Genomic DNA, 12,125 nt, shown 5'->3' on the forward strand with positions numbered 1-12,125 from the left:
AGGAACATTTATGGAAGAAGAAATATCATTAAGCGAGATATTCGAAATCCTGAAACAGCGAATTTTTTTAATCACTATTTTGGCATTTTTTGGGCTTTCGGTTTCAGCTTTGTACACTTTTTTTGCGGTGACCCCGACTTATGCCGCAACAACCCAAATGTTGGTGAATCATAAGTCTGATACACTCAGTGAAATTCAACTTGAAGACATCAATACGAATGTGCAGATGATCAGTACATATAAAGACATCATCAAAGGGCCAGTGATATTGGAAGAAGTCCAAGAAAGATTGGAGGCCAGCTACAGCGTTGGGCAATTAGCAAGTATGGTATCCATCAGCTCGAACACAGATTCACAGGTATTTTCTTTGACAGTCACCACGACGAGTCCGACTGAAGCAGCCACCATCGCAAATGAGATTGCAGCGACCTTCCAGACAAGCATCGGAAAAATCATGAACGTCGAAAACGTCACGGTTATTTCAGAAGCCACCGTCAATGCCAATCCGATTTCGCCGAACGTGCCGATGAATCTGGTGCTGGGGGTGTTGGTCGGAACCATGCTGGGTGTAGGCATCGCCTTCTTGCAAACTTTCATGGACAATACGTTGAAGGACAGCCAATTTATTTCGCAGAAGATCGGCTGGCTGGACCTCGGCGTCGTATCAGAGATAAAAAAGGAAGAATTCGCAGCAATAACCCAATTTAATGAGCTGGAAACGGCACAAGATCGGATCGGAGGCTAAGTCATGTTCAGAAGAAAAAACAGTCAATCATCTCCCCAGAGCGCTGCCATCACCATGGCGTTGCCGTCTGCTGGCATCTCTGAGCAGTTCCGTGTGCTTCGGACGAACATCCGTTTTTCCCTGGTGGACACTAGTCTCCGTTCGCTTGCGATTACTTCGGCAAGCAATAACGTCGGCAAGTCAACTGTCGCCATCAACTTGGCTATCACAATCGCCCAACAAGGAAAACGTGTCTTGTTGGCCGACTGTGATTTCAGGCGACCGACCGTCCATGAACATTTCGCTCTTCCTAATGTGCATGGACTGACGGACTTGTTGAACAATCCGACAGGCGTTGTCCAGGATTATGTGCAAGCCACTAGATTGGCCGACTTGTCGGTCTTAACAGGCGGTCCTACGCCGCCAAATCCGGCAGAATTGCTTTCCAGCAGACGGATGATCCATTTGGAGAAGGAATTCGAGGAGCAATTCGACCTTATCATTTATGATACGCCGCCTCTTTTAGGGTTTGCGGATGCGCAGATTGTGGCTGGGCGTGCGGAGGGTACCATCTTTGTTGTTCAACATGGGGTTTCGACCAAGGCGGATACTGCGAAAGCATCGGAAGCGTTACAACGGGTGAACGCCCATGTTTTAGGAGCAGTCTATAACCGCGTACCCGTCAATGCGGAAGACGCAAGCCGTTACCATTATTATCAAAAGAAAAGTTGATTCAATATCCAAATAAAATCCAAACAAAATTGAAGGCAAGGATCAAAAAAATGGTTGACAAAAATGGTTGACTAATACTTTTATTATTTATTTCTAGTTATTTATAGTTATTTTTTGTTAGATATAGTACAATTAAAGACGTTGACGAGCCTGGATGTCGCATCTAGGCTTTTTATTCTCATACGGGTTAAATTTTTTATAAAAAGTAGATAGCGGGGGGTTAATCATGGAGGAAGAAATATCTTTATCTGAAATATGTGCAATAATAAGACAACGGGTCGGCAGAATCATCATTTGGAGTTTGTTGGGGTTATTGCTTGCCGGACTATATACATTCTTTTTGGTGACGCCGACTTATCAATCGACTTCAAAAATCGTGGTGAATCAGACCCAGAATGCGGAACAGGCGATCACGAACACGGATATCCAGACGAACTTGAGCCTGATCAATACGTATCAGGGCATAATCAAGGAACCAATCATTTTACAGGATGTCATCGCAAATACAGATTCTGACATATCCTTGGAGCAATTGCGCAATAAGATAACGGTTCAGACAGAAGCGGACTCGCTTGTTTTTGGTGTGACCGTGACCGATGAAAATCCTTATGCGGCTGCAGAATTGGCAAATGCAACGGCTAGTTCCTTCGAGCAAAAAATCGGTAGCATTTTGGATGTCAACAGTGTGACGATCCTTTCGGAGGCGGTCGTAAATACGAATGCCGTTTCACCCAATACACCTATGAATTTGGTGTTGGGGCTGCTGGTCGGCATGATGATCGGGGTTGGCTTGGCCTTCTTGTCTGAGTTCATGGATAAAACCGTAAAGGACGAAAGATTCATCGAACAGATGGGCTGGGCAAACTTGGGTGCCATTTTGCAGATGAGCGAAGAAGAGGTTGTTTCGACAAGATTCTCGCCAACAAAAGAAGAGCTGACGCGCAAGACAAACAGAAGGGTATAGGGGGGACAGAGCATGTTTGGATCTAACAAAAGAAAAATCAAAAAATTGGATAGCCTGCAACGCAAAGGTTTGAGCCTTATTTCCATGATGAAGCCAAAATCAGTTATTGCGGAACAATACCGAACGATCCGCACCAATATCCAATTTTCGATGGTTGACCAGGATTTGAAATCGTTGGTGGTGACTTCTTCCGGTCCGTGGGAAGGGAAATCGACGGTCTCCGTAAATCTCGCTTCCGTTTTTGCCGATCAGGGGAAAAAAGTCCTTTTGGTCGATGCCGACTTGCGCAAGCCAACCTTGCAACGCACCTTTGGCTTGAACAACAGCGAAGGCTTGACTACGCTGTTGACTTCTCAGAACAAAGAAGCCGCTGATGTAATCAGCCAAATCGAAGGAACAAAATTGTTCGCTTTGCCGAGCGGTCCCATCCCACCGAATCCTTCTGAATTGTTGAACTCGAATCGGATGACTGCCCTTATCGGAAAGCTGGAGCAGGCTTTTGACATCATCATCTATGATATGCCGCCGATCACTTCCGTGACGGATGCGCAGATCATGTCCACGAAAACGGATGGCGTCATTTTCGTCATTCGCCATGGTGTTTCCCGAAAGGCTGCTGTCCATCATGCGAAGGAACTGTTGGAGATGGTAAATGCCAACATTCTGGGTGTCGTATTCAATGGTGTCGATTCAAACAGCTACAGTCCTTATGATTATTACGGCTATGGCTATGGTTATGGCGCTAAGAGCGAAGGTGATGCCTGATGATCGATCTGCATTGTCACATGCTGCCTGGCATTGATGATGGAGCCCGGACGCTGGATGATTCCTTAGCGATGGCTGAACTGGCTGTTGCTGAAGGCATCACGCATATTCTTGTGACGCCGCACCATAAAAACGGCAGCTATGAAAACGTGAAAAATCTGGTTGAAAAAAAGACGGCCGAGCTGCAGGAAGAGTTCGATAAACGGGGCTTTGCGCTGAAGTTGTTTCCCGGACAGGAAGTGCGCATTAATGGTGAATTGCTTGCGGATGTGGAGAACGATGATATCCTTTTTGCCGATTTGGATAATCAGTATCTGCTGATCGAATTCCCGACGCTGTCGATTCCGCATTATGCGGAATCGCTTTTTTTTCAGTTGCAGCAGAGGGGCATCACGCCTGTAATCGTTCATCCTGAGCGCAACCAAGCCGTCATCGCAGACCCGAACGTGCTGTTGCCGTTTATCGAGAGAGGTGCATTGGCACAGCTGACTGCCAGCAGCTATGTCGGAATCTTCGGGAAGGAAATCGCAGAGCTCAGCAGCAGACTGATTGAAGCGAACTTGGTGCATATTATCGCGTCAGATGCGCACAATACAAGAGGTCGGTCTTTCCATATGCGGGAAGCCTTCGATAAGCTGGATGGTGAATTCGGGATCGGAAAGATGTTGGATTTTCAGCAGAATGCCAAAGATATGATCAACGGAGACGTTGTGCAGACCGAGGCGCCTATGGCTGTTCTGAACCGCAAAAAAAAGTTCGGCTTCTTCAAAAAACGGAAATAATAGGAGCAGGGTATTCCTGAATCGTTGTGGATTCTTGAATATCCTGCTCTTTTGCGTGTATTTTGGCCGGGAACGGCGAAACCATCTTGAATGTTTAGCGTTTTATTGATACTATAGTTAGGATTATGCAGCAATCGCTATCCGAATGAAGGGGTTGTGGGATTGTGGGGCTGTTTTTGTGGAATTGGTGAATAACGCACGGTTTGTGCAGTAAAATACTTGCTGGAGGTATGCTGGTTGGAGAGAAATCAGAACAAAATCGGAATGGGATCAGGTCTGAGACGGTGCTGCTCCATCCAAACGGCAGGCCATTCGAAGAGAAAGAGGTTTGGAAAAGATGAATGAAACCAGAAAAGGAAGGCAAACAAAGAAGCGGCTTCTGAAGGGTGTTTTATCGGTGCTGTTGCTGGGGATGGTCGGTACCATCGCCTATGTATTAAAAGCCTATTCCGACATCGGCAGCACGGCTGAGTCGATCTTCACGGAAGTGAGCGTCGTGGAGAAGCGAGAGGAATCGATCGAAGTGGAGACTGCAACGCAGCCGATTTCCTTCCTGTTGTTGGGTGCCGATACCGGCTCGGCGGAAGAGGAACGGTCGGAGACGGGACGCAGCGATACGATCATCGTCTGCACGGTGAACCCGAACACGCGGACGACGACGCTGCTGAGCCTTCCGCGCGATACCTATACGGAAATAGTCGGATACAGTGATGTGTACGATTATTACGGCGATTATTATGACAAGATGAACCATGCTTACGCTTTTGGCGGAACGGAAATGTCCATTAATACGGTCCAGGAATTCCTGAACATCCCGATCGACTATTATGTCGAAGTGAACTTCGACGGCTTGACGGAAATCGTCGATGCGGTCGGCGGGATCGAAATCACAAGTCCGCTGACCTTCGATTTTTATGGCCCGCAGTTCATCGAAGGCGAGACGCGTATCTTCACCGGTTTCGAAGCGCTGCAATTTTCGCGGATGAGGAAGCAGGATCCGGAAGGCGACCTCGGCAGACAGAAGCGGCAGCAGATGGTCATCAAGGCGATCCTGGACAAGGTGCTGACGATGGGCACCGTCGTGAACTACAAGGACATCCTGACTACGGTAGAAAACAATGTCCAGATGAACATCAGCTTGGATGAAATCATCTCGATCGCCAGCGGCTACCGCAAATCCTTGGAGACCTTCCAGCAGTATTATGTCGAGGGGCAGGAAGTTTATATCGATGAAATTTATTATTATTACGTGAATCCGGAAGAACGGCTGCGTCTATCTAATATGTTGCGTGCTGAGCTGGAGTTGCCGGAAATTACGCTTGATGAGATTCCGACCTCGACGAACGAACCTGACTACGACACGCAACCGTATCAGAGCGATTCCTCCAATTCGGAGACGTCGGATGATACTTCGACTTATGATCAAAGCGGCGTCTATACACCGAACTATTCGGATCCTTATTCCTATGAAGAGGACACGTATACGGATGAAACCTACTACGAAGAACCGGTTTACGATGAGACGCCTGTCTACGATTCCAGCTATTAAAAATGAAAAAGACACAAAACACAGACCTCTATTGGCTGTGTTTTGTGCTATTGCGAGAAAGAGCGGAAGACATAGTGGAGCAACAAAAAGGCCACAACAAGAAAACAGTCTGGGTATTGAGGCTAATTTTTGGGGTCGTATTGACGGCCGCGCAACGATATTTACTACAGCTTCGTGGACGGGGCGGAATTGAACTGCGTCCAAAAGGTGTTGAGGACGGAATTAGAATGGCAATGATAGCATGGTAAAAAAGACGAGAATGTGTGTCTCGTCTTTTTTGTTGCCCGATCCGCTTTTACAATTTCGTTAAGATTGTTATTTTTCCTTTTTCATTCTTAGTAATTACCTTATACTAGAAGGTAATGGGCTTGTTGCGCGCACCGTAAGTGAAAGTGCGGCGCTAGCCAATACATCCTGCACGGCAGGATTGGGAGGAGGACCTAGGTTGAAACCAAGGGTCAGCATCATCGTGCCGGTCTATAATGCGGCACCTTATTTAAATCAATGCGTCAGCAGTCTGACAGAGCAGACGCTGAAGGAAATCGAAATCATACTGATAAACGACGGTTCTACCGATGATAGTCTGGCCGTGTGTGTGGGATTGGCCGCCACAGACGATCGAATCCGCCTGATCGATAAGCCGAATGGCGGCGTTTCAGAAGCACGAAACGACGGACTGCGCGCAGCGACCGGAGATTATGTGGGTTTCGTCGATCCCGATGACTGGGTGGATACAGAAATGTATGAACGCATGCTTTCGGTGCTGACGACGGCACAAGCGGACATCTGCATGTGCAACTATGTCAAGGAGTCGAAGGAAGGCACCGTGCCCGTTCTGATGAAACAGACAGGCGCCATCGAAAAGGCAGCCATCCTCGATGAAATAGTTGCGAATGTCATCGCCAAGCCGAGCTTCCGGAGCGGCGAAACGGACATAATGGGCAGCGTCTGCCGGCTTCTGATTAGCCGCGATCTGCTCGAAAAGGAGAACATTTGGTTCGACAAGGAAGTCGCCTTTATGGAAGACCTGCTTGTCTGCGTCGAAGCTTTCCTGAAATGCGAACGGATCGCCATCGATGCAGGTGCCTATTACCATTACCGCGTCCATGAAAGCTCAACCGTGATGGCCTATAAGCCGCATTTCCATCAACGACAGAAACAGGCTTTTGCGAAGCTGCAGGAGTTGCTGGTGCGCGAAGGCAAAACGAGCGCATTGGCAACGCGTCTTGCCAACCGCTACATCATCATCGCTTTGTTGTCGTTGGCGAACGAGGCGCACAAAGGCAATCCAGCCCCGTTCCGCGAGAAAATCCGCAACATCGCTAAGATTCTGGCAGATGACGAATTGGCCGCCACACTCGGAAAAATCGATTTGGAGGCAGTGGAGTCCCGCAAAAAGCTGGAACTGAACCTGATGAAGAGAAAAGCGAGCGTGACACTTTATCTGTACTACAGCGTATTCAACAAAATAAAAGCTGCCCTGGGCAAAGGCTGATTAGCCATCAAGGGCAACAAGAAAGGGTATTGAGATGAACGAATTGATCAGCATCATCGTGCCGGTCTACAAAGTCGAGGCTTATTTGCCCCGGTGCGTGGATTCGATTTTGGCACAGACATACAAAAATCTGGACATCATTCTTGTGGACGACGGATCTCCGGACAACAGCGGCAAAATCTGCGATGACTATGCCGAAAAGGACAGCCGCATCACGGTCATCCATCAAGCGAACGGCGGGCTGTCGGACGCCCGCAACGCCGGCATCGCTGTAGCGAAGGGGGCTTACCTGACCTTCCTGGACAGTGATGATTGGGTTCCGACAGAGTACATTGCCTATCTGTACGATCTGTTGATGGAAACCGGCAGCGCCATTTCGCTCTGCAATTTCCTTAAGACAACAACAGAGGAGTTGCCAGTGGTGACCGAACCGGAAATGGTGACGGTCATGAAGAATGACGCTATTCTGGCGAAATACATCGACTTGGGCGATGACTTCCATCCGCAACTGGTCATGGCCTGCGGGAAACTGTTTGAGGCAAGCCTGTTCAAAACGATCCGTTTCCCAGTGGGCAGACTGCATGAGGACGAATTCACGACCTACAAGCTGTTCCATTTTGCGCCGCAGACAGCGATTTCGAAAAAGCCGCTCTACTATTATTGGCAACGCGAGGACAGCATCATGGGAGAAACCGGCTTCCGGCTGCAGAACAAACTTGATTATATGGAAGCGTTGCTTGAACGGGCAGCCTTTTTCCACGAGGTGGGCAGGCCGGAACTGAGTGACCACACCTACAAGTCGCTGTTCTCCGAAGCTTTATCCGTCAATCTGCAATTGGATGCACGCAAGGAGACCGAGCCGAAAAAAACGGTCAGAGACATCCTCAAACAGGCGCGTAATGCTTTGAAACGGACTGGCCGTTCGAAATTGGCCTTTTTGTACAATACCTATCTGTCCTATGAGCGACCGATCGCTTGGGCTTACCGCACTTATAAAAAAACGAAGTAATCAGGGGAATGCTTTCGGCGGCTCCCGATTATTCCGGTGCCGCTGCAGCTTTTTCCCTGAATGAAAAGAGGGTTACAGTGGATAAAAACAAACAATTCGCCATCAATATGATCGCGCAGGTCGTCGGCTTCGTCGTGATGATGGGGATCAGCTTCCTGTTGACCCCGTTCGTTGTGGAGCATGTCGGCAGTGAGGCGTATGGGTTCGTCGGCTTGGCGAACAACTTCGTCGGCTACGCGCAGGTCATCACCGTCGCGTTGAACTCGATGGCCAGCCGCTTCATCACGATCAAGATCACCGAAAATGATGTGGAAGGGTCGAACCGTTATTTCACTTCGGTTGTCATCGCAAATATCTTTACAGCCTTGGTCTTGAGTGTTCCGTCGGCCATCATCATCCTGAATCTGAACAAGATCGTCAATGTTTCCGATGCGATTCTGATCGATGTGCAATGGCTGTGGGCATTCATTTTCCTGAATTTCCTGGTCAGCATCATCTCGTCGACATACAGTGTGGCGACATTCGTCCGCAACAAGCTGTACCTGACTTCGCTGCAGGGCATCATTTCCAACATCCTGCGGGTAGCGGTGCTGATCGCGGCATTCAGCTTTTTCGTTCCCTCAGTCTGGTATGTCGGTCTGGCCGCCTTTGTGGCCACCGTTTACGTCTACATCTGGAATGTCCATTACACGCGCAAATTGACTCCCGAAATCAAGGTGCGGAAGCGATACTTTGATGTGAAAGTCATCAAAGTGCTGCTGTCGTCCGGCATCTGGAACAGCTTCACGCGTTTGAGCTCGATCCTGTCTACCGGTCTCGATCTGCTTGTGACGAACTTGTACGTCAGTTCGGCTGCGATGGGTGTGCTCTCGGTCGCCAAAACGGTGCCGAGCGCGATCCTGACTTTGTTCGGGACTTTGGCAAGCGTCTATGCGCCGCAACTGACCATCAGCTATGCGCAGAAGGACTATAAGGAAATGAAAAACCAACTGATGTCTTCGATCAAGTTCCTTGGCTTGTTCGCCTGCATTCCGGTAGCGGCGCTGTTCGCCTACGGGGAGATCTTCTACAGATTGTGGGTTCCGACCCAGGATGCGCATCTCTTGTACATGCTGACGATTTTGTCCTGTATCGAGTTCATGTTCGTCTTGCCTTTGGAAGGGCTATGGAACCTCTTTACGGCAACAAATAAAGTCAAGCAGACATCGATTTACATGTTCGCCAACTCGATTGTTACGATCATCATCGTCTTGGTGGCTTTGCGGTTCACAACTGACGATACTATGAAATTGTATATCATTGCCGGTACAAGCACAGCATTTGCGGTGATCCGCTCACTGTTCTTCCTGCCGATTTATGGGGCACGTTGCCTGAACATCAAATGGACGGCCTTTTATCCATCCATCCTGAAGAACACCTTGTCGGTCATCGTGGCTTCGGCATTCTCGCTGTTGGTCCGGAATTTCCTGCCGATCGATGGCTGGCTGATGCTGATTTTTGCCGGCATCCTGACGAGCATCTTTGCGATCGCCTTCAACTTCATTGTCCTTTTGAACAAAGAGGAACGGGCTGCGATCGTCAAAAAAGTATTGCGCAAGTAAAAGAAAACGGAAGGGGAAACTCATGACGAAGATACCGAAAATCATCCATTATTGCTGGTTCGGCGGTGCGCCGATTCCAGAAAAAGACAAGGCCTGCATCGAAAGCTGGAGGAAGTTCTGCCCGGATTACGAAATCATCGAATGGAACGAAAGCAATTATGACATAGCCAAAAATCGCTACATGAAGGAAGCCTACGATGTGAAGAAGTGGGGGTTCGTGCCGGATTATGCACGTTTGGATATCGTCTATACGCAAGGCGGCATCTACTTGGACACGGATGTGGAAATCATCCGCAATATGGATCCGCTGCTGGAAGATGAAGCTTTCATGGGCTTCGAGGACGGCAAGTTTGTCGCGTTGGGATTAGGGTTCGGTGCCGCAAAAGGCAATCCGCACATCAAAGCCATGCGCGACGTCTACGAAGGTGTCTCCTTCATCAAGCCTGACGGCAGCTTCAACACTTTGCCGAGTCCGCATTACACGACCGATTATCTGTTGGAGAAGGGTCTGAAACAAAACGACACCTTCCAGCAAATAGAAGGCATCAGTATCTATCCGAAAGCCTATTTCTGCCCCCGTGATTATTATACTGGGGCGATGAACCTGACTGAAAATTCCTACACGATCCATCACTACAATGCATCCTGGCTGTCAGACAAGGAAAAGCAGAATTATGAACGCAAACTGCGCCTGATCGAACGCTACGGCAAACCGGCCGGAACGGGGCTGCATTATGTCCTGTCGGTACCGGATATCCTGGAAAGGAACGATATTGGCGGTTTGATTGGAAAAGTGCTGAAGAAGGTTGGCGGCATTTTCCGGAAATGACCCGCCGAGCACCCGATATATACAAAAAACACCACGCTTGCCGCGATTAATGCGGCAAGCATGGTGTTTTTTGTATTTTCAGTCTGCTATTCAGGTATCAGGCAATTTCTGTGTAGAGACCGATTGTGTATTCGGCTTGCCCAGTTCCGCTTGCATAATAAGCAAATCCGTCGACAACATAGATGTAGCCGTCACCGTAAGGGGCATGAGCGATATGGTGCATCGCCAGGTCGTTCCAAGAACCGTTGTGCTGCGCTTCGACGGCTGTACCGAGTTGCTCGACGGTCACCGTTGTTGGTGACAGGTCGGACAATTTGTACCATGTGGTGTACTCACCGTAGACGTTGGTGGCGACTGGCGTCACCTGCACTGGCATCACGATATAATCCTCAAAAATGAATGGATTGCCGGCACCGCGGTAACCTTTTTCCACCCAGTCCTCTTCAATGATGAGTCCTGCCGGATGAAGTTCCCATTCGCCATTACGCCAGTCGCCTGATGTGTTGTAGTACAAGGAGATGCTGTTGTAAGGTTGTTCGGATGTCGTCAAATACCAAGTGCCGCCGACTTCGAAAACGTTTGTGTCGACGAAATTTCCTTCCAACAAAGTGGAGTGATAATCCCAATCGAGTGGGAAGTCAGTTGCAAAGTAGGCTTCGACATTTCCGGCTTGATCGGGAACCATGTAGTAGTTTTCGTTGTATTCGAAAACACTAGGGTAGGCTGCCCGGATGCCATCAGTTTCGGGGCTGAGGACGATTTGGGTATAGGTCCAGTTGACGAGGTCGCTACTGTAGGCGTGTGCTACGCCATCGGTGAAGCTTTGGGTCGCGATGTCATACTCTTCCAAGATTTCGAAGAACATGTGGTAGACGCCGTCGACGAGGATGATGAACGGATCGGCTGTTCCCAGTGGATTGGTGACATCGGTCACATCGTTCCTGGTGATGACAGGATTGGTGACATTTCCGAAATCATCCAGTTCAGGGATGACGAATTCTGGTTCGGGTTCCACGTAGCTGTAGTCGCCTTCATAGGCAAGCAACTCGCTTATGGTCGTGAATTGATAACCAAGGGCGCGAGCGGCTGTGATCATTTCCAATAGAGCGGTTGGTGTTGTGCTGGCGGAGCTGTTGCCGTGCAGCAGATAGATGGCTCCAGCGGAAAGATTGTTCAGGACAGCCGCGCTGACTTGGCTGGCCGAAAGCGTTCCGGACCAGTCGCGGGTGTCGATCGTCCAACCGATTGTGTAGCTGTAGCCCAAGCTGCCTGCTGTCGCCAATACGGTTGCGTTCGTTTCACCCATCGGAGCGCGGAAGTAAGGTGTTGTGCTCTCGCCGGTTGCCGTTTTCACAAGTTGCTCCAATTGATTCAGATCGGCCGTCAATTCGGCTGTTGTCATCTGGGTGGCATCGTCTTGGGTGAAAGTGTGGTTTCCGATCTCATGACCTTGGGCAAGGATGTCATCGATCAGAGTCGGATCGGTCAGCCCGTTCAGGAAGAAGGTCGCTTTGACGTCCAGCAGTGCCAAATTCGCCAATATTTGGCGGAGGTTGGCAGCACTGGATACATCACTGATGGTCAAGGAAATGACTTGTTGATTGGTGTTGACTTGATTGACCAATTGCGAAGGTGTCGTGATGACCGGTGGATCAACCGGATCAACCGGATCGAC

At 49.1% G+C, this 12,125-nt stretch carries 11 protein-coding genes; 10 read left to right on the top strand and 1 reads right to left on the bottom strand.

Annotated features, from left to right (window positions below):
- Positions 1-10 precede the first annotated feature (10 nt).
- The 10 genes from WBV27_RS12730 (at position 11) to WBV27_RS12775 (ending at position 10,450) form a co-directional block, all read left to right on the top strand.
- Positions 11-745: a YveK family protein gene (locus WBV27_RS12730; protein WP_424202498.1), complete on the top strand. Its 735-nt coding sequence runs from the start codon at positions 11-13 to the stop codon at positions 743-745.
- Positions 746-748: 3 nt separating this feature from the next.
- Complete coding sequence (locus tag WBV27_RS12735) at positions 749-1,456, top strand: CpsD/CapB family tyrosine-protein kinase (protein ID WP_424202499.1); 708 nt, start codon at positions 749-751, stop codon at positions 1,454-1,456.
- Between the two features lie 226 nt (positions 1,457-1,682).
- Entirely contained in the window at positions 1,683-2,420 is a 738-nt protein-coding gene (locus tag WBV27_RS12740; protein ID WP_424202500.1) for a YveK family protein, read from the top strand.
- Between the two features lie 12 nt (positions 2,421-2,432).
- Complete coding sequence (locus WBV27_RS12745) at positions 2,433-3,185, top strand: CpsD/CapB family tyrosine-protein kinase (RefSeq protein WP_424202501.1); 753 nt, start codon at positions 2,433-2,435, stop codon at positions 3,183-3,185.
- Entirely contained in the window at positions 3,185-3,967 is a 783-nt protein-coding gene (locus WBV27_RS12750) for a tyrosine-protein phosphatase (protein ID WP_424202502.1), read from the top strand. Before WBV27_RS12745 ends, WBV27_RS12750 begins: the two co-directional genes overlap by 1 nt.
- A 337-nt stretch (positions 3,968-4,304) precedes the next feature.
- Positions 4,305-5,516 carry an LCP family protein gene (locus WBV27_RS12755; RefSeq protein ID WP_424202503.1) on the top strand — a complete coding sequence of 404 codons (1,212 nt, stop codon included), beginning with the start codon at positions 4,305-4,307 and terminating at the stop codon, positions 5,514-5,516.
- A gap of 445 nt (positions 5,517-5,961) precedes the next feature.
- Entirely contained in the window at positions 5,962-7,011 is a 1,050-nt protein-coding gene (locus WBV27_RS12760; protein WP_424202504.1) for a glycosyltransferase family 2 protein, read from the top strand.
- A 34-nt stretch (positions 7,012-7,045) separates the two neighbouring features.
- Complete coding sequence (locus WBV27_RS12765; protein ID WP_424202505.1) at positions 7,046-8,020, top strand: glycosyltransferase family 2 protein; 975 nt, start codon at positions 7,046-7,048, stop codon at positions 8,018-8,020.
- A gap of 77 nt (positions 8,021-8,097) precedes the next feature.
- Positions 8,098-9,621, top strand: coding sequence for a lipopolysaccharide biosynthesis protein (locus WBV27_RS12770; protein ID WP_424202506.1), 1,524 nt, complete (start codon positions 8,098-8,100; stop codon positions 9,619-9,621).
- Positions 9,590-10,450, top strand: coding sequence for a glycosyltransferase family 32 protein (locus WBV27_RS12775; protein WP_424202510.1), 861 nt, complete (start codon positions 9,590-9,592; stop codon positions 10,448-10,450). Before WBV27_RS12770 ends, WBV27_RS12775 begins: the two co-directional genes overlap by 32 nt.
- Positions 10,451-10,547: 97 nt before the next feature.
- On the opposite strand, the gene WBV27_RS12780 is transcribed toward WBV27_RS12775, so the two are convergent.
- Positions 10,548-12,125 (bottom strand): glucosamine inositolphosphorylceramide transferase family protein (locus tag WBV27_RS12780; RefSeq protein WP_424202507.1); only part of this gene is annotated, 1,578 nt, incomplete at its 5' end.

It is taken from the genome of Trichococcus sp. (assembly GCF_049589555.1).
Taxonomy (GTDB): Bacteria; Bacillota; Bacilli; order Lactobacillales; family Aerococcaceae; genus Trichococcus.

Coding starts and splice junctions, on each gene's coding strand:
- WBV27_RS12730 (WP_424202498.1), top strand. CDS start 11: ATGGAAGAAGAAATATCATTAAGCGAGATATTCGAAATCCTGAAACAG.
- WBV27_RS12745 (WP_424202501.1), top strand. CDS start 2,433: ATGTTTGGATCTAACAAAAGAAAAATCAAAAAATTGGATAGCCTGCAA.
- WBV27_RS12740 (WP_424202500.1), top strand. CDS start 1,683: ATGGAGGAAGAAATATCTTTATCTGAAATATGTGCAATAATAAGACAA.
- WBV27_RS12735 (WP_424202499.1), top strand. CDS start 749: ATGTTCAGAAGAAAAAACAGTCAATCATCTCCCCAGAGCGCTGCCATC.
- WBV27_RS12755 (WP_424202503.1), top strand. CDS start 4,305: ATGAATGAAACCAGAAAAGGAAGGCAAACAAAGAAGCGGCTTCTGAAG.
- WBV27_RS12750 (WP_424202502.1), top strand. CDS start 3,185: ATGATCGATCTGCATTGTCACATGCTGCCTGGCATTGATGATGGAGCC.
- WBV27_RS12765 (WP_424202505.1), top strand. CDS start 7,046: ATGAACGAATTGATCAGCATCATCGTGCCGGTCTACAAAGTCGAGGCT.